Source organism: Leisingera sp. ABM4_101, from assembly GCF_056158725.1.
On the sequence record NZ_JBSWTV010000002.1, the window covers coordinates 1,539,797 to 1,558,787 of the forward strand.

An 18,991-nucleotide genomic window follows, 5' to 3' on the forward strand; every position below is an offset into this window, starting at 1 on the left:
GGCGCTGCCCTGGGAGCCCCTGCTTTCCGCAGGGCAGCGCCCAGGCCAGCATGGGCTGCCGCTCGTCCCCGGGCGCGTGCTCTTATGCTCCGCCATCTTCCGCCTCAGATTGCGCGCCCCGCAGCCTGCCTGGCCGGGGGGGCGGTCAGTATTTGTTTGTGCCGCTCCCTGTCCCGGCGCTGACGGCCGGATCGGGGAACTGCGGCCAGCCACCCGGAGGGCGGATGTTTGAATTTGTATAGCCCGGAGCCCCTGTGCATGCAATCATGCGCCTTTATTGCATAACGCACAGGAAGTTGTGTGCGCGCCATTTGCGCAACGCCCCGGCGCGTGGTTAATTTGGCTCAAGTTTCCAAAAGGATAAGCGCTTATGCTGCAAGTTTTGTACCGGATCATGCTTCTGGCGCTGCTGAGTATCGGGCTGGCCGCTCACGCAGAGGCGCAGGAAAGTGACGAAGGCGGAGCAGAGGCGCTGTCCAGAGCCATTGAGCAGGCGGCCGAAAGCGGTGTCAGTGTTGTGGTGGTGGACAGCAGCGGCCAGTTGCTGAACACACCGCCAGAGACTGAGGAGGGCGCGGAAAATACAGCTTCGGACACAATGGAGCAGCCGTCGGCGCTGATGAAGGCGCAGTCGCGGGTGGCTGCCTTCAGAGCAGAGCTGAATAGCCGCCTTGAAGCGCTGCCCTATTCGATCTTCGAAATGCAGTACATCCTGCGCCAGACCAGCCCGGACGGGCGCATAATGACCTATGTCGAAGTACTGGGGTGGAGCGTGCTGTTCCTGCTGATCGGCCGGTGGCTGTCAGTGCAGATATACGGCAAGCGGATTGCCAAGCGGTTTGTGGTTGCCCGGATCCGGGAAAATCCGCAGGGTTATCAGGAAAAGATGCCCTTCCTGGTTTACCGTTTCCTGATGGGGATCGGGGCCACGGTCTTTGCGATGGTCTTCGCGGCGCTGCTGTCATATCTCGCGTTTGGAGCCTCCGGCGATCCGTCCATCGAGTTCACGGCAACAGCTGTCTATACTGCCTTTTTCCTTGCCAGAACGGTCTCCGACTTGTGGCGGATGGTGCTGTCGCCCTTTCTGGCGCAATACCGGATCCCGGTCTTTTCCGACCGGGATGCCAAGCGGCTCTATATCTGGGCCTCGCTGCTGGCGACCTATGATATTTCCTCGACGCTGTTTGCCACCTGGGTTGGCGATTTCGGGCTGAACTACAACGTCTATGCGCTGGTCTATGGTGTGCTGGCGCTGGTTGGAACCCTGGGCAATCTGCTGATGGTGCTGGTCAACGGCCGTGCGATTTCCAATGCCATCCGTGCCGGCCGGTTGCCGGAAGACTGCTCCTGGCTGGTGCGGATTCTTGCGGTGGCCTGGGCGCCGGTGCTGATGGCCTATATGGCCTTTGGCTGGCTCAAACTGGCTTTTGATCTGGTGCTGGAACATGAGATTTCGATCCCGCTGATGGCGGGCAGCTATTTTGTTCTAACCACGATCCTGGTCGTCTATGGCGCTATCAACTATTTCATCGAACGCTATTTCAACCGCAGCCGTATGGTTCAAGTGTCAGCGGCAGAGCCGGAACAGGCCACCGCGGATGAAGCTGCTGAAGCCGCAGAAGAAGCCGGCGGCCTGACACCGGACACAGTCGGCGGCGCGGCGCCGGAGGATCTGGATGGCGAAGACGGCGATGCCGCGGAGCGGGCGGTCAAGCATCCGATTGCCACCTACGAAGACCTTGCCCGCCGCGTCGCCGGCATCCTGGCCTTTGTTGTCGGGGCCTATTCGCTGGTGATCGTCTGGAACCCGGACGCCAGCTGGACGGAAACCACAGCGGCCGAGCGGGTGATCGACGTGACGGTGATCCTGTTCATCGGCTACATCGTTTATCACCTGTTCCGGATCTGGATCGACAGCAAGATCGACGAGGAAGTGGGGGACGTGGAGCCCGGCGAACTGGGCGACGAGGGCGGCGCCGGCGGTGCCAGCCGTCTGGCCACCCTGCTGCCGCTGTTCCGCGGAGCGATCCTGGCCGTGGTGCTGGTGTCGATCGTGCTGATCGTTCTTCTGGAGTTGGGGATCAACGTGAGCCCCTTGTTCGCCGGTGCCGGTGTGGTCGGCCTGGCCGTGGGCTTTGGGTCGCAGACCCTGGTGCGCGACATCTTCTCTGGAGCGTTCTTCCTGATCGACGATGCCTTCCGCAAGGGGGAGTATATCGATATTGGTGATGTAAAGGGCACGGTCGAGAAGATTTCGGTGCGTTCGTTCCAGCTGCGCCATCACCTGGGCGCGCTGCACACGATCCCCTTTGGCGAGATCAAGGTGCTGACCAACTATTCCCGCGACTGGGTGATGATGAAACTGCCCTTGCGGGTGACCTATGACACCGATGTGGAGAAGGTCCGCAAGCTGATCAAGAAACTGGGCCAGAAGCTGATGGATGACCCGGTTGTCGGCCATACCTTCATACAGCCGCTGAAATCCCAGGGCGTGATTGAGATGCAGGATTCAGCAATGATCATCCGGGTCAAGTTCATGACCAAGCCGGGCGATCAATGGATTGTGCGCAAAAGGGTCTATCAGGAAATCCGGGAACTGTTTGCCCGCGAAGGCGTCAAGTTCGCCCATCGCGAGGTCACGGTGCGCCTGGCCCCGGACCAGGAGGGCGAGGTGACGCCCAAGCAGAAAGAAGCGGCCGTAGGCGCGGTGCAAGCCGCCATTGACGATGACCTGCTGGAGGATATGGGCGGACCTGGCGGCGACGACCGCTGATCCGGCGGCCACGGCAGCCCTCCCGCCCCCGCGCCGGACCGCTGGCGCGCTCCGCTTGGGGTTGGGCGTGGCGCCGCGCTGCGGCGCGGCTTTTGGCGGGTGTTCCGGCCCGCCAAAAGCTGTTTCTTTCTGATGGAAAATACTCCGGAGTGAATTGACCGAAGGACGGGATGGGCCGGGCATCTGGCGTTCTAGCCTGGCCAGTTAGCCCAGGCGCTGCCGCAGCGCGATGCGGGCAGGTCCCAGCTCATCCTTGCTGTGCTCAGGCTCAGCGGAGCGGCAAGACGGCGGCCAGGCCCCCAGCCGCTGCTTTCAGTCTCCCCGCTGTAATCGCCGTCAGACGGACCAGCGAAGGATGCGCCGCCGGCTGTCTTGTGCATACCGGAAAGAAGTTCAGCCGTGCGCGCCAGCGAAAGCCGGGCCGCGGGCGCCGCTTCGCCGCGTGCTGCAGCTGCCAGGGCGCTGAGTGCGGCTGCCGCCATTAGATAACCGGTGGCGTGGTCAAGTGCCTGCACCGGCAAAGGATGCGGCTTTTCTGTCCCGGCCCAGCTGCGGCCGGTATCGGCTATCCCCGCGCTCATCTGCACCAGACTGTCAAAACCGCGCCGGCCCGCCCAGGGGCCGGTCCAGCCATAGGCATCCAGAGTCACTTCCACGGCGTTTGGCGCAATTTCGCGGCGGACCTCAGCCCCGTAGTCCAAGCCCTCCAGTGCCCCGGGGCGGTATCCGTGCACCAGCACATCCGCCTGCGCCAGAAGACATTCGAACACTAGGCGGTCCTCGACCTTGGTCAGATCCAGCGCGGCCATGCGCTTGCCTAGCGAAATGTCCGGGATCACCCCCGGTTCGTCCCAGCCGGGCGGGTCGATGCGCAGCACCTCGGCGCCAAAACCCGCCAGGGTGCGGGTGGAAACCGGCCCGGCCAAAACCCGGGTAAGGTCCAGCACCCGCAGACCTGCCAAAGGGCGCCCCGACGTTGCTTGAGGCCTGTGCCGCAAGCGGATCTTGCGCGGGGAGATCCAATAAATCAGCGGCTCAGCAGCCACGGCGCGGCCCTGCGGATGGGCCAGCCAGTCCTCTCGGCTGCGCATGGCGGCGGCCACGCCTCCGGCCTCCACAATCTCAGTTTCGAGGCTGTCCGCTGGCAAGTGTTTCGCGGCCGCAGTTACCGCCTCGCGTTCGCCTGTGCAGCCGAGCACCTTCAGTGCAGCCCGGCGATGGTGGGGCAAGTTGGTGTGCAGCCGGATCCAGCCGTCCGCAGTTTCATAGACGCCGGCTATGGAATCCCACAGGCCGGGCATCTCCCACCCCTCTGGACGGAAACTGTAGCTGAACCAAAGCGAGGCGAGGCGCTGGTCCACAGCAGCTTCGGGCGCAGCGGGCGCGAGGTTCAGCGCCGCGGTCAGCCGGGCGAGTTCCAGCCCAACCGCGGCAACCGAAGCATTGGCCAGCTCGGTCACCGCAAAGACGCTGTGCCACTGGCCAGTGCCGGTGGTGCGGTATCTGTCCGGTGCGGGCAGAGCGTGAAGCAACGTCATTGCTGATAGGGGTCCAAACTGTCGCGCAGCCCGTCGCCGAGGAAATTGAAGGCAAGCACCACGATGACAATCGGCAGCATCGGGATGGCAGTCCACGGGTAAATCTCGATTGAGGCAAGGTTTTGCGCGTCGTTCAGCATCACCCCCCAGCTGACCGCTGGCGCGCGCAGCCCAAGGCCCAGGAACGACAGTGCAGTCTCGCCCAGGATCATCGCCGGGATCGACAGCGTGGCAGAGGCGATCAAGTGCGACATGAAATTGGGCAGCAGGTGCTTGCGGATCACCCGGCCTGAGGAGGCACCCATCATCTCGGCGGCGCGGACATACTCCTCTTCCCGAAGAGACAGGAATTTGGCGCGGACCGAACGGGCCAGCCCGGGCCAGTCGAGAATGCCGAGGATGATCGAAATGATGAAGAACACTGCCACCGGCGACCAGTTCGAAGGCACTGCAGCAGAGAGCGCCAGCCATAGGGGCAGTTCCGGCAAAGAGCGCAGGATCTCGATCACGCGGTTGATCAGCCAGTCCGTTTTGCCGCCGAAATACCCGGCCAGCGAGCCGAAGAAGATGCCCAGCACAAAGGAGACCGTGATCCCGATCAGGCCCACAGTCAGCGATAGCTGCGCGCCATAGGAAACCCGGCTGAAGATGTCGCGCCCCAATCGGTCGGACCCCAAGATAAAGACTGTTGCCTCCTCAGTCGGGCAGAACAGATGCCGGTTGGTTTCGATGAAGCCGGCCAGGTTATAGGTGCTGCCTTCGCAGAAGAACTCGAGCTTCAGCGGGCGCGTGGTGTCGGGTTTGAACTCCCACTGGAAGGTTTCCAGGTTGGCTTCGGAGGTCATCGGATAGACGAAGGGTCCGATGAATTCGCCTTCGTGGAACAGTTTGATCGCTTGCGGCGGCGAATAGAGATGCTCTGAGAAGCGCTGGTTCGGGCTGTAGGGCGCGATAAAGCCAGCAAAGGGGATCAGCAGATAGGCGATCAGCAGAAAGATACCGGAGATCAGGCCCAGTTTGTGGGTCTTGAACTTGCGCCAGACCAGCAGCCAGTTGGGGGCGTCCAGATCCTTGCGCTCCAGCTCCAGCAAGGAGCCTTGCGGGTCGAAGGGTTCATCATCGACATAGCGTCCGTCAGGCAGATGTGTCATACGTCGCGCCCCTCGTAGCGGATCCGTGGGTCGAGCAGCACCAGCAGCACGTCGGAAATCATGGTGCCGATCAGGGTGAGCAGGGCTACGAACATCAGCACAAAACCGGACAAGAACATGTCCTGGGTCTTGAGCGCTGTCAGCAAGGTCGGGCCGATCGTTTGCAGTCCTAGCACCACCGAGACCAGAACCGAGCCGGAGATCATCGAAGGCAGCAGGTTGCCGATATCGGCAACAAAGGGGTTGAAAGCCACACGCAGAGGGTATTTCGCCAGCATCCGCGAAGGCGCCATGCCCTTGGCAATGGCGGTCTCCACATAAGGCTTGCCCAGTTCATCCAGCATATTGGCGCGCAGCCGCTGCATCATCGCGGAGGCGCCGGCTGTGCCGATCACAAAGGTTGGCACAATCAGGTGGACGAGGATGGATTTCACCTTTTCCCAGTTCATCGGCACGCCCTCGTACTCCGGCGCCATCAGACCGCCGATCGGCAGGTCGAACCAGCGATGGCCGTAGTAAAACAGGATGAGAGCCAGCAGAAAATTCGGGGTGGCCAGCCCCAGATAGCCGATGAAGGCGGAGGTGTAGTCGATCCAGCTGCGTGCGCGGGCCGCGGCCAGCACTCCCAGCGGCAGCGCAACGGCGTAGACAAAAACGACGGCGGCGAGATTTACCAGGACCGTCAGCCACAAGGTGTCGCCCACAATCTCGGCCACCGGGCTGTCGAACTCGAACGACCAGCCAAAGTTGCCTTGGATCATGCCGGAATACCCGTGCGGGCCGGGCATGAAACCCATCCAAATCATATATTGCTGCCACAAGGGTTTATCGAGTGCGTATTCCTGGCGCAGGAACTCAGCCTTGGCCACGCCGGCCGATTGCCCGGTCGCCTGCAGTTCGGCGATCTGGTTGGACAGGTAGTCGCCAGGGGGCAGGTTGATGATGGCAAAGACCAGAACCGACACCACCAGGAGCGTCAGCAGCATGGTGCCAAAGCGGTAAATGGCGTATCGCAGAATTTCCATCAGCCCTTGCCATCCTCAAAGAAAAACTCGTCCGGCCGGTACAGGCCGAAATGCGCGCCGGGGTCCCAGGCCCAAATGGCCTGTTTCGGCACGTTGTGCAGCCGGTTGCTGACCACCACGGGCTGAGGCGCGGCCGCCACCACGCCAATGGCATAGACCTGTTCGGCGTGAATTTGCAGCATGCCGCGCCAGGCAGCGGCGCGTTCTGTATCAGTCCGGGCCATGTTCCAGTCCTGCATCAAGTCCATCAGGCGCTTGGCTGGCTCCATATCCGGCGGCTCACCCGCGTCGCCGCCGGTTTGGTAGTATTGTCCCCATTTGGGCCAGGACAGGAAAACCTGATCGGTCGGCGCCAGATAGGCGGGCGAGGTATAGGCCTGCGGCAGGCCGTTGTCCCAGCCGAACCAGGCAGAAGCCATGGTGCTGCCGGAAAACACCCGGTTGCGCAGGATGTCGCGGTCCAGCGGGCGCATCACCAGCTTGACGCCGACATCACGCCAATCATCAGAAATGATCTGCAGGGCGTTCTCGACCTCCTGCCGCTCACCCGCTGTTTCCACCACCAGCTCCATCAGCCGCCCGTCGGGAAGGTAACGGATGCCATAGGCGTCCTTCTCCGTCAGGCCTGCCTCGTCCAGGAGCCGGTTGGCCTGCTCAGGGTCGAAGTCCGCCCAGGCCGCGCGCAGTTCAGGATCGAAGAACTCGCTTTGTTCCAAAACGGTCATGGCGCCGGGCTTGGCCAGGTTGAAGTAAAGCGCCCGGTTGATGGCGCGCCGGTTGATCGCCAGAGACAGGGCGCGGCGCACCCGGACATCGCGCAGCAGCCCGCGCCAAACCGGATCCTTGGTGTTCAGATTGGGGTAGATCGCGATCTGCGAGGCGGCGCCGGTGCCCCAAAGATATGTCTTGTAGTTTGATCCGTCCTTCTCGCCCTTGCGCAGGATCGGGATATCGCGAAATCCCAAGCCGCGCGCCTGCAGGTCCGCCTCGCCCGCGTTGGACTTGGCGGCGACCAGGCCTGCGGTTACGATCTCCATCTCGACGGTGTCGATATAGGGCAGCTGCACGCCGTGGCTGTCGATCCGGTGGTAATAGGGGTTGCGCACGAACTGATGGCGGATCTTCTTGCCGGGGGAGGCATTAATCCAGGGCTGCAATGTCGGAAGCTCGTGATTGTCGAACTTGTACATGTTGTCGTATTTGTTGTGCAGCGCCGCCCAGCTTTTGACGCGGGCGTAGTCGACTTCCTCCTCCAGCACTTCGGGATCTGCATAATCCGCGTGGAACTTCTTGAGGTATTTGGCTGGCCGGTAGATGAAAGGCGGCCGGGCCTGGGCCAGCATATACAGAAAGCTGGGGTTGGGATCGTCCCATTCATAGATGACCGTCGTTGCATCCGGGAAGCTGACCTGCGGCAGTTTGCCGTTCACGCGCAGAAAATCCGGCGGGCCGGCTGGGCTCAGCAGCTCATGGTTCGCGACGTCCTCCCACCAGTAGCGGAAGTCGTCAGAGGTGAACGGATCGCCGCTGGACCAGTGGTGGCCGGGCCGCAGCCTGAGGGTATAACGGCGGTTGCCGCTATTTTCATATCCAAGCAGAATGTCAGGCTGCAGGCGGTAGCTTTCGTCATATCCCGCCAGCCGGGCGTAGCCGTAAACGACCATTTGGCGGATATCCTTGGAGCGGGTGACCATGGTGTTCAGGGTGCCGCCCTGGATACCGAATTCGCGTCCCTTGGCCGCTAGATCGACGATCAGCGGAACATCGGGCAGGCGCTCGGCTGCCGGCGGCAGGTAGCCGGCCTTCACCTCGGATTCCCAGAACGTGCTTTCCTGCACCTGCGGTCCGGCCAGGGCAGGCCAGGAAACCAAGCAGAGCGCGGCGGCCAGAACGGGTTTCAAAGCATCAAGCATGGCAGCGTACCTTGTGGCCGGGTTCCAGGTGTTTCAGGTTTACCAATGGCGGCGCCTGGACGCCGTTGAACCGGAATTCTTCGGGCCAGCACTCAGGGGCGCCCGCGCCCTGGGCTACCAGTTTCAAATCGATGGGGCGGTCGATGTCCGGCTCAGGCTGGGCAGCTATCAGCGCCTTGGTGTAGGGGTGCTGCGGATTGTAGAACAAAGTTTCCGGCGGCGCCTGCTCCACGATCAGTCCGCGCCGCATCACAGCGACCTCATCGGCAATCCGGGCTACAACGGCCAGGTCGTGGCTGATGAACAGATACGACAGGTTGTGCTGGTCGCGGATTTCCTCTAGCAGGCGCAGGATCTGTTCCTGAACCGAAACATCCAGCGCGGAGGTCGGCTCGTCGCAGACGATCAGCGCCGGGTCCAGCATCAACGCGCGTGCAATCGACAATCGCTGGCGCTGACCTCCGGAAAAAGCGTGGGGATAGCGTTTCAGCATATCCGGCGACAACCCTACCAGCCGCAGCATTTCGGCAGCCTTGTCGCGGCGTTCGGCTTTGCTGCCGATCCGGTGAATGTCCAGCGGCTCTACCAGAGTGTCCTGAATGCGCATCCGGGGCGATAGGGATGAGTAGGGGTCCTGAAACACCATTTGGGCTTGCCGCTGGAACGCTGTGCGCGCGGTCCGGTCCATGTCGTGAACCGCCACGGCCGGCTGCCCAGGGTCGGGGCGGAACAGCACCTCTCCGCCGGGATCCGGCAGCTCTGCACCCAGGGCAATCCGCGCGGCCGTGGTCTTGCCAGAGCCGCTTTCGCCAACAATTGCCAGGGTTTCACCGCGGGTCACCCGCAGGTCGATTTCGCGGCAGGCGTGGATCAGGGTCGGGGCCTGCCAGCCTTTGCTGGCGCGCAGGGTATAGGTCTTGGAGACGGCTTTCATCTCCATGATCAGATCTTCGCGCGAGGGCGGGATCGCGACAACCGCCTGATCCGGTATTTCAGGGGCCGCATTGAAAAGCGCCTTAGTATAGGGGTGGGCCGGGCTGCGCAGCATCGGTTCCGCACCGCCGGCTTCCATCACCCGGCCTTTGTGCATCACAACCACCTGTTCGGCCATATTGGCGACCACGCCCAGGTCATGAGTCACCAGGATCATCGCCATCCCGGTTTCGCGCTGCAGATCCTTCATCAGCCCCAGTACCTGGGCCTGGGTGGTCACATCCAGCGCCGTCGTCGGTTCATCAGCGATCAGCAGATCCGGCTTGGCCACCATTGCCATAGCGATCATCGCCCGCTGGCGCATACCGCCTGACAGCTCGAACGGATAGGACCGGTAAGTGCGTTCCGGTTCCGGGAACCCCACACGCTCGAAGCACTCCAGAACTTCCCGGCGGGCCGCCCGCTCGGATTTACGGCCATGCAGCCACAGCACCTCAGACACCTGATTGCCGATCCGGTGCAGGGGGGAGAGAGAGCGCATCGGTTCCTGAAAGATCATCGACACGGTATTGCCGCGTACATCGCGCATCCGGCGCTCTTCCAGCGTTGCCAGGTCAAGTTCGCTGCCCCGGGTGTTCAGCAGAATACGTCCGGACCGCAGCTGTGCCGCCTTCGGCAGAATGCGCAGCACTGCACGGCAGGAGATCGTCTTGCCAGAGCCGCTTTCGCCGACCAGCGCAAGCGTCTCGCCCGGCTGTACGGCAAAGTTCACGTCCTTCACGACGGCGTCACCTTTGCCAAATCCGATGCTGAGGTTTTCGACTGACAGCAGCGGGCGCATTCAGATTTGCCCGCCCGGCTGGTTCAAGGCGCTCATGAGATCGTGTTTTCCCCTGTTTTTTTGCCTCACCATCGCGCGGCAGAGGCTGTTTAGTCAAACCCCATTTAGCCAGATCCCGGTTGCACAAGGCTAATTTGGGCCCCGCCGCGGCTGATCCTGACTGACAGACGCACCTCGGTTAGCTAGCCTTAGTTTCGGTTTGATGACGTTTTTGCGACCCCTTCATATGGTAAATTCACAACCGGTAACATCCGCGTGCCGGTTATGGTTTCCATGCCAAATTCTTTGCGGCGAGGGGCCGGTCAGCTGTGGCGGCGCGGCCACTGCTATGAAGGGCCAGGCCGCCATTGGCAAGGTTTCCCGGTTGGCCCAGGCTGGTTTCCCGGCGTAGGATGGCCGGGTCCGCGAACAAAGCGAAAGGCCGCACATGGCGCAAAAACCTGTTCTGCACCGGGACAATCCCGAGGCCGAGCCGCTGGTAGGCAATATCAAGGTCACCCGGGACGACTGGCTGAACGTGGCGATGGACGTGCTGATCTCGGACGGGGTGGAGCAGGTGAAGGTTCTGGCGCTGGCCGAGCGGATGCAGGTCTCGCGTTCCTCCTTCTACTGGTATTTCAAGTCGCGCCAGGACCTGCTGGACGCCTTGCTGAAAACCTGGGAGCAGACCAACACCGCCGGCATGGTCCGCCAGGCCGAAGCACCGGCCAAGACCATCACCGGGGCGGTGCTGAACGTGTTTCACTGCATCACCAACCCCAATTTGTTCAACACCGCGCTGGATTTCGCGGTGCGCGACTGGTCGCGCCGTTCCGGCAAGGTGCGCAGCCTGCTGGACCGCTCCGACAGCCGCCGGGTGGAGGCGCTGACCACCATGTTCACGCGCTATGGCTACCCCGAGCGCGAAGCGGTAACGCGGGCCAAGGTGCTCTACTACATGCAGCTGGGCTATGACATGGCTGATCCGAACGAAAGCCATGCCCACCGGCTGGAGGTGACGCCGGAGTACCTCAAGGTATTCACAGGGCGCGATCCGCTGCCCGAGGAGATGGAGGCCTTTACCGAATTCACCAGGCAGCACTGGGACGTCTGACACCCTAATGCCAGTTCCCGGGGGCGGTTACAGGCTTTGCAGGACCGCATCTGCCGCTGCCCGGACCTGCTTGGCGGCTTTCAGGCGTACCGGGCCGTAGCCGCGGATCTCCATCGGGGCCTGCAGCACTTCCAGGCAGGCCTCGTGCTTTGCCGGGACATAGTTTTTGGCGACGTCCCGCAGTGCAGCCTCGTACCAGTCCAGCAGGTCCCGGTGCAGCCGTGCTTCCTCGTGGTAGCCGAAGATGTTAAACGGCGTGCCGCGTAGCCGCCGCGTCTTGACCAGCAGGTTCAGGGCCGGGCGCAGCCAGGGGCCGAAAGCGCGCTTCAGGGGCCGTCCCCGAGCATCCTTCCTGCGGCTTAGAATAGGTGGGGCGAGGTGGAATTTGACCGTAAACCCGCCCTCGAATTCGTCTTCGATCTGATGGCGGAATTTTTCGCTGGTCAGCAGCCGCGCCACTTCGAATTCATCCTTGTAGGCCATCAGTTTGAACAGAGCCCGTGCCGCCGCCGCGGTCAGCTCTTCCTGAACCCCGGCTGGCAGGGCATCGCGGAACCGTGCAAGTATTTCCGTATAGCGCGCGGCATAGGCCGTGTCCTGGTACCCGGTCAGGAATGTGGCACGGCGGTCGACCAGCTCCTGCGGCGTTTCTTCCTGCTGCGGGGATTCGCTATAGACATCCTCGACCAATGCAGGATCCGCCGCCATGGCCCGCCCGATGGCGAAGGCACGGCGGTTCTTTTCAATGGCCACGCCATTCAATTCGATAGCCTGATCAAGCGCTCCGGCACTCACTGGCACCAGCCCCTTTTGCCAGGCGAACCCCAGCATCATCACGTTTGCCAGCACCGCATCGCCCAGCATCGTTTCCGCAGCTTCATTGGCATTGAAGCCGTACAGATTTTGCGGGCCGACGGTTTCGGAGATGGTCCTTTCGCGCACGTCGGCCTTCAGATCCGCATCGCGGCGCAGCACCAGATCCCCGGTTGGCATTTCGGCCCGGTTGAGCACCACCTTGGTACCGCGGCGGTAATGCACTGATGCCTTGGGTGCCGAACTCACCACTACATCGCAGCCGATCACCGCATCGGCACTGCCCTGGTCTATCCGCACCTGGTTTAGCGTCTCCGGCTCTTTGGACAGGCGGATGTAGCTGAGGACAGTGCCGAATTTCTGAGCAAAGCCGGTAAAGTCCAGCACGCTCGTGCCCTTGCCCTCCAGATGGGCTGCCATTGTGATCAGTGCCCCAACAGTAACCACGCCAGTGCCGCCCACGCCCGTGACCAGCAGGTCAAACGGCTGTGTGAGAGATGGCAGCTCGGGGGCGGGCAGATTGGCCGTCAATTTGGCGGCGTCCAGCCCGGCGGGCTGTTTTTTGCGACGGGTTGCGCCCTCAACTGTGACGAAGCTGGGGCAGAAGCCGTTGAGGCAGGAAAAATCCTTGTTGCAGGTGGAGAGGTTGATCTTGCGCTTGCGCCCGAACGGAGTTTCCTTCGGCTCGACGCTCAGGCAATTGGATTCTACAGAACAATCACCGCAGCCCTCGCAAACCAGATCATTGATGAACGCAAACCGCTTGGGGTCCTCCATCTTGCCGCGCTTGCGGCGGCGGCGTTTTTCGGTGGCACAGGTCTGCTCGTAGATCAGCACGGTGACACCGGGGATATTCCGCAGTTCGCGCTGCACTGTGTCCAGCTCGGCGCGGTTATGGAACGTGGTGCCGCGCGGGAAATCTCCATGAATGAACTTGCCGATGTCATCCGAGACAAGCGCAATCCGCTCCACGCCTTCGGCGCGGCAGGTCTGGGCGATGCCATGCACCGAGACCGGCCCGTCCACCGGCTGCCCGCCGGTCATCGCAACGGCGTCGTTATAGAGAATCTTGTAGGTGATATTGGTCCCTGCCGCGACCGCTTGCCGGATCGCCAAGGAGCCCGAGTGGTACCAGGTGCCTTCGCCCAGATTCTGGAACACATGCTTGTTTCCATTGAACTGCGAGGCCACGGTCCAGGGCACGCCTTCACCGCCCATCTGGGCATAGCCTGCGGTCTCCCGGTCCATCCAGCTGGCCATCACGTGGCAGCCGATACCCGAGAACGCCTTGGACCCCTCCGGCAGCTTGGTTGAAGAGTTGTGCGGGCAGCCGGAGCAGAAATAGGGCGTGCGGGTGGCGCCAGGCACATTCAGCACCTTCGGCGGCTCGGCGGATAGAGCGGCGGCCTTGGCGGGCAGGTTTTCCCCGGGGAAGAACTTGTCCAGCCGCGCTGCCACGATCGGCGCCAGCAACAGCGGGCTGAGTTCGCCGGTCCAGGGGATCAGCGGCGCGCCCTGGCTGTCGTATTTGCCGACCATCTTCTCCGGCTTGCTGCCAGGCCAGTCATAGAAGTTTTCCTTGAACTGGCTTTCGATGATGCCGCGCTTTTCTTCTACAACCAGCACCTCCTGCTTGCCGCGCACAAAGCGCAGTGCGTCGGTACGGTCCAGCGGCCAGACCATACCGACCTTGTAGATGTCGATGCCCAGACGGCGGCAGGCAGCCTCATCCAGCCCCAGCAGCCGCAAGGCCTCCATCAGGTCCAGATGCCCCTTGCCGGTGGAAACAAAGCCAAAGCGCGCGTCTTTGATGTCATAGATCCGCTTGTCGATCGGATTGGCCTCGGCAAAGGCACGCACCGCGTCGAGCTTAGCGTGAATGCGGGTTTCGATCTCGGGCGAGGGCAGATCGGCTCGGCGGATATGCAGCCCGCCAGGGTAGTCCGGCAGTTCCGGATAGATGAACTGGCGGTCGGGTCGCAGCTCCACCGAGCGCGCGCTTTCCACAGTTTCCGACACCGCCTTGAACCCCACCCAGGTGCCCGAGTAGCGCGAAAGGGCAAAGCCGTATTCACCGAAGGTAAGATACTCCGACACATCCGACGGGTTCAGCACCGGCATGAACCAGGACATAAAGGCAACGTCCGATTGGTGCGGCATGGAAGAGCTGACGCAGCCGTGGTCATCCCCCGCGACCACCAGCACACCGCCCTTGGGCGACGAGCCATAGGCGTTGCCATGTTTCAGCGCATCGCCGGAGCGGTCCACTCCTGGCCCCTTGCCGTACCACATGGAAAACACGCCCTCGACCTCGCAGTGCGGGTCCAGCACCGCCTGCTGCGCGCCCAGAACAGCGGTCGCGCCTAGGTCTTCGTTCACCGCGGGCATGAATTTGATGCGGTTCGCCTGCATCCGCTCCTTGGCGCGCCAGAACTCAAGGTCGACCCCGCCGAGCGGCGAGCCGCGGTAGCCGGAGACAAATCCCGCGGTGTTCAGGCGGTTTTCCCGGTCGCGCCGGGCCTGGTCCAGCATCACCCGGGCCAGCGCCTGAGTCCCGGTCAGGAACACCCGGCCCATGGTCATCTCATAGCGGTCGTCCAGTTTGTAGCTGCGGAAATCGTGGCTCAGCTTGGTCATCGCGGGGGCAATCCTTGCGCGGAAGAAACGTGTCCTGGAAAAGTAATCCCCATAGCCTGAAAAGATTTGCCTGAGTTGATGGTTTTGCGGATAATAATGGATATACTTACCAGAAAGGGCCTCGCATTTGAAGAAAGTATCCAGAGAATGAAGATGGGCGACCGGGATCGCCGTATTCTGACCCTGCTGCAGGAAGATTCCCGCATCTCCAACGCTGACCTGGCAGAGGCCGTCGGAATGTCACCCTCTGCCTTGTGGCGCCGGGTCCGCGCGCTGGAGGAGGCAGGGGTTATCGAACGCTACGGCGCGGTGGTGAATGCACCTGCCATGGGGTTGGGGTTCCAGGCGCTTGTGCATGTGCACCTGACCCGCCACGACCCGGACAAGCTGGTGGAATTCATCCGCGCGGTGGAAACCAGCCCGCTGGTGCAGGAGTGCTATGCCACAACCGGCCAGGCCGATTACCACCTGCGTGTGCTGGCCCCGGATCTGGAGGCGTATAACCGGTTTCTGGAGGATTTTCTGTTCCGCCTGCCTGCTGTGGCAAGCGCCCAGACCAATGTGGTGCTGCGGACCATCAAGCGGGACAAGCCAGTGGTACCTTAGGAATTGCGCCTTGCGGCGCATGCCTCACCCTATCGGCGGCGGGGCCGGCCCCCTGCGCGCGTTTTACATTGCGGCGTATTTGACCCAGGCCCAGGCCATTGCGATATAAGTCAGCTGGTGCAGCGCCTGATCCGACCCCATTGCCTGCCAGAACATTGCCTGCTGCGGGTTCAGTTTCTTACGCTCGGAAAACCGGGCCTTGCCGAAATCAATGTGGAAATGGACCACCCATTCCAGCACACCCAGCACCAGAATGAACATCAGCGGCGCGCCAAACAGCAAATAGACCAAGGCAGAGCCGATCACGTGGACGCCGGCGTGCTGGGCCCGTCCCATATGGGCATAGGCGCAGCGGCCGGACAGCATCTTGGGTGTCTGCAGAAAGAAGTCGGCAAACAGGTGCTTGATCTGCAACGCGCAGAGCAGCAGCAGGACAGAACCGACATATTCAGGCAAACCCGATGACCTCCGGCAAGTGTACGATGCTGGAACCTTACGGATTTTTTGGCGTCTGGCAAATGCTGTGCCGGTAACGTGCCGCAACGGGAACAAGCGGGTTGCTGCCCATTGCCTGTTCCGGTCAAACCGCGCTACCCATAGGGCAGCCATGTCCGAAGCCGCCAGTAATGGAGCTTTCCCATAGAACGCTCTCTGTTCCGTTTCATCTGGAAATATTCGAAACGCGACCAGCTGGTGCTGCTGGTCGTTACCGCCTGCCTGTTCCCTCTGCTCTATCTGACCCTGGAGCTGCCCAAGCGGATCATCAATGACGCGATCGGCTCGGAAACCTCCACCATTACCGTGCTGGGGCAGAGTTATGATCAGCTGACGTTTCTATGGATCCTCTGCGGTGCTTTCCTGCTGTCGGTGTTGTGCCACGGTTTGCTGAAGATGCGGATCAACACCATGAAAGGGGTGCTGGCCGAGCGGATGCTGCGCCGCTTTCGCTATCAGCTGATCGCCCGGGTACTGCGTTTCCCGCAGCCCTATTTCGAGCGGGTCAGCCAAGGTGAACTGGTTTCCATGGTCACCTCCGAGTCCGAGCCGATGGGCGGGCTGATGGGCGATGCGGTAAGCCAGCCGGTACTGCAGGCGGGTCAGATGCTGACGATCCTCTTTTTCCTGTTCCTGCAGAATTTCTGGTTCGGGATGGCAGCGATTGCGTTGATTCCTCTGCAGGGCTGGCTGATTCCGATGCTGCAGCGGCAGATCAATCTCTTGAACAAGAAGCGCATAAAACAGGTACGGTCGCTGGCGACGGAGATCGGTGAAAGCGCGGCGGGTGCCTCGACACTCCGGATCAACGGCGGCTGGCGCTACCGGATGGCGATCATCACCGCCCGGCTGGGGCGGCTCTATGACATCCGCTTCGAGATCTACCAGAAAAAGTTCTTTATGAAGTTTCTCAACAACTTCATTACCCAGCTGACGCCGTTCTTCTTCTATGCGGTCGGCGGCTACCTGGTGCTGCAGGGCAAGGTCTCGCTGGGGGCACTGGTGGCGGCGCTGGCAGCTTACAAAGATCTTGCATCCCCTTGGAAGGAACTGCTGGCCTATTACAACCAGACCCAGGACATGTCCTTGCGCTGGGAGGTGATCCTGGAACGTTTTGCGCCGCAGGGCATGGTGGATGAAAACCTGCTGAGTGGAGAGCCGGAAGAGCTGCGGCACCTGACTGGCGACGTGGTGCTGGATGCCGTTAATGTGCGCGACACAGACGGCAATCTTGTGCTGGAGGAGTTGAGCGCAACTTTCCCTGCAGGGCAAGTCATCGGCATCGCCGCCCCTTCGGAGGAAGACCGCCGAGCCTTGGCAGAGCTGCTGACGCGGGAAATCCTGCCGACGTCGGGGACAGTCAAAGTCGCAGATCAGAACCTCAGCAAGCTGCATCAGGCCACGGTGGCGGCGCGGATTGGCTATGCCACCTCGCGCCCGGTGCTGTTCCAGGGGTCTTTCGGCGACAATGTGATGATGCCGATGCGGATGCGTCCGCAGGGGGCTGCCCGCGACCTGCAGCAGCTGGAAATCGCCAAACGCGCGGGCAACAGCCCGGATCCCTTTGATGCGCCCTGGCTCGACCCGAAGCTTGCCGGCTTTTCCAGCGAAGTGGAGCTGCGCGGCTGGTGGCTGCAACTGGTGGAAGGCATCGGCTCGGACACTGCTCTGTTCCGCCGCGGCATCGAACAGCGCTTTGAGGCGCCCGGGCATCCGGATCTGGCGGAGAAACTGGTGAAGCTGCGTCCGGCAGTGCGCAAGGCGATCCACGCGGCGGGCCTGGATGTGCATGTGCATTTCCTGGAGCAGGAGAGCTATAATCCGGCCCTGCCGGTTGCAGAAAACCTGCTGTTTGCCGCTTCGCCGCAGGCGATGACGGGCGAGATGCTGAATGGGCAAAAGGACTTTCTCGATCAGCTGAAACAGCTGGGCCTCGACGAAAGCCTGGTGTTGCTGACCCGTGATGTGGTCGAGATGCTGCGGCAAATCTTCGGTATGGACGGCACCACCCACCCGCTGTTCCGCAAGCTGGGCCTGGATGTGGCGGCCTATGAGGCGGCGCTTGGGTTGGTGGATCGGCCCGGTGCGTTGAACGCAGCGGCGCTCAGCCGAGAGGAACTGGCGCAGCTGCTGATTGTGCCATTCACCATTTCCGCGGAACAGATCGGCCCCGCCTTCGAAGAGGACATGAAGGACCGTATCCTCGGTTTCCGCCGCAGCCACGGGCAAAGCCTGCTGACGTCGCTGGGGGCTGGTTTCTCACCTTTTGACGAGGACACAATTGCACCCAGCCTGACCGTTCTGGAGAACGCGCTGTTCGGTAAGATCTCCGATGCGGCCGGTGCCAAGGGCGATGAGGTGCGTAAGCTGGTCTCAGACCTGATGGTGCGCGAGGGTTTGCGGGACCAGGTGGTGGAACTGATCTTTGACATGCCGATTGCGGTGGGCGGGCAGGGGCTTGCCGCCAGCTTTGCCGAGCCGCTGGCCTTCTGCCGGGCGACTATCAAGCGGCCGGATATCCTGATCCTGGATTCCGCGATGGCGAGCTACGACCTGGAAACCCGCGTTGCGGTGCATAAGAACCTGCGTAAGCTGCTGCCGGAGACCACCCTGATCTACCTGGCGCCTGCCTTCCAGAGTCCGGATGTTTTTGACGTCTATTATGAGCTGCGCCAGGGCCGCCTGGTCAGTGATGAGGCGGAAGCCGCGGCGGCAGGTGATGGCGCGGCCAGCCAGGACCTGGCCCGCAAGCTGCGGGCGCTGGAGCAGACGGAGCTGTTTTCCGGCCTCAACCGTCGCCAGCTGCGTCTGCTGGCCTTTGGTGCCCGCTGGTACGATGCCAAGGCGGGCGAAGTGGTCTTTCTCAAGGATGATGAGGCCAGCGACGGCGCCTATATGATTCTGGAAGGCGAGGCCGGGCTTTACCTGCCGCAGGACGGGGCGGACGGCCGGCTGATTGCCAAAGTTGGCCCGGGCCGTTTAGTCGGGGAACTTGGGCTGATCCGGCAGGAGCCGCGGGCGCTCAGCATGATTGCCGAAAGCGATCTGCGCTGCCTGCGCATCGGCGAGGAGGAATTCCTGGCCGTTGTGGAAAATGATGCCTCCACTGCCTTCAAGCTGCTGCAGGTGGTGGCGGGCTACGTCTCCAATTGACCGGAACATCGAAACAAGGA

At 62.0% G+C, this 18,991-nt stretch carries 11 protein-coding genes; 4 read left to right on the forward strand and 7 right to left on the reverse strand.

Annotation, left to right across the window (positions count from 1 at the left end; translation table 11 throughout):
• The first annotated feature begins 370 nt into the window (after nt 1–370).
• Nucleotides 371–2,773 (forward strand): mechanosensitive ion channel domain-containing protein, encoded by a 2,403-nt coding sequence (locus tag ACXAEK_RS08560; RefSeq protein ID WP_475041191.1) that lies wholly within the window; start codon nt 371–373, stop codon nt 2,771–2,773.
• Nucleotides 2,774–2,964: 191 nt separating this feature from the next.
• Here ACXAEK_RS08560 and ACXAEK_RS08565 read toward each other — a convergent pair whose 3' ends face one another.
• The 5 genes from ACXAEK_RS08565 to ACXAEK_RS08585 are packed head-to-tail and all read right to left on the reverse strand — an operon-like array spanning nt 2,965 to nt 10,174.
• Entirely contained in the window at nt 2,965–4,311 is a 1,347-nt protein-coding gene (locus ACXAEK_RS08565) for a CoA transferase (RefSeq protein ID WP_475041193.1), read from the reverse strand.
• Complete coding sequence (locus ACXAEK_RS08570) at nt 4,308–5,462, reverse strand: ABC transporter permease (protein ID WP_475041194.1); 1,155 nt, start codon at nt 5,460–5,462, stop codon at nt 4,308–4,310. Before ACXAEK_RS08570 ends, ACXAEK_RS08565 begins: the two co-directional genes overlap by 4 nt.
• The gene (locus ACXAEK_RS08575; protein ID WP_475041195.1) at nt 5,459–6,487 is read right to left on the reverse strand and encodes an ABC transporter permease; all 1,029 of its coding nucleotides are present in this window, start codon (nt 6,485–6,487) and stop codon (nt 5,459–5,461) included. Before ACXAEK_RS08575 ends, ACXAEK_RS08570 begins: the two co-directional genes overlap by 4 nt.
• Nucleotides 6,487–8,400 (reverse strand): ABC transporter substrate-binding protein, encoded by a 1,914-nt coding sequence (locus ACXAEK_RS08580; protein WP_475041197.1) that lies wholly within the window; start codon nt 8,398–8,400, stop codon nt 6,487–6,489. Before ACXAEK_RS08580 ends, ACXAEK_RS08575 begins: the two co-directional genes overlap by 1 nt.
• Nucleotides 8,393–10,174 carry an ABC transporter ATP-binding protein gene (locus tag ACXAEK_RS08585; RefSeq protein ID WP_475041198.1) on the reverse strand — a complete coding sequence of 594 codons (1,782 nt, stop codon included), beginning with the start codon at nt 10,172–10,174 and terminating at the stop codon, nt 8,393–8,395. The genes ACXAEK_RS08580 and ACXAEK_RS08585 overlap by 8 nt, the downstream gene beginning before the upstream one ends.
• Before the next feature lie 427 nt (nt 10,175–10,601).
• Between ACXAEK_RS08585 and ACXAEK_RS08590 the strand changes: the two genes are divergently transcribed.
• On the forward strand, nt 10,602–11,267 hold the full coding sequence (locus ACXAEK_RS08590; RefSeq protein WP_475041199.1) for a TetR/AcrR family transcriptional regulator: 666 nt from the start codon (nt 10,602–10,604) through the stop codon (nt 11,265–11,267).
• Between the two features lie 27 nt (nt 11,268–11,294).
• On the opposite strand, the gene ACXAEK_RS08595 is transcribed toward ACXAEK_RS08590, so the two are convergent.
• Nucleotides 11,295–14,717 (reverse strand): indolepyruvate ferredoxin oxidoreductase family protein, encoded by a 3,423-nt coding sequence (locus ACXAEK_RS08595; RefSeq protein WP_475041201.1) that lies wholly within the window; start codon nt 14,715–14,717, stop codon nt 11,295–11,297.
• Between the two features lie 147 nt (nt 14,718–14,864).
• Between ACXAEK_RS08595 and ACXAEK_RS08600 the strand changes: the two genes are divergently transcribed.
• A complete protein-coding gene (locus ACXAEK_RS08600) occupies nt 14,865–15,323 on the forward strand; it encodes an Lrp/AsnC family transcriptional regulator (RefSeq protein ID WP_475041203.1) in 459 nt (152 codons plus the stop codon).
• A 63-nt stretch (nt 15,324–15,386) separates the two neighbouring features.
• Here ACXAEK_RS08600 and ACXAEK_RS08605 read toward each other — a convergent pair whose 3' ends face one another.
• Nucleotides 15,387–15,779 carry a DUF3307 domain-containing protein gene (locus ACXAEK_RS08605; RefSeq protein WP_475041204.1) on the reverse strand — a complete coding sequence of 131 codons (393 nt, stop codon included), beginning with the start codon at nt 15,777–15,779 and terminating at the stop codon, nt 15,387–15,389.
• Between the two features lie 234 nt (nt 15,780–16,013).
• On the opposite strand from ACXAEK_RS08605, the gene ACXAEK_RS08610 reads away from it, so the two are divergent.
• A complete protein-coding gene (locus tag ACXAEK_RS08610; RefSeq protein ID WP_475045223.1) occupies nt 16,014–18,971 on the forward strand; it encodes an ABC transporter transmembrane domain-containing protein in 2,958 nt (985 codons plus the stop codon).
• Nucleotides 18,972–18,991 lie beyond the last annotated feature (20 nt).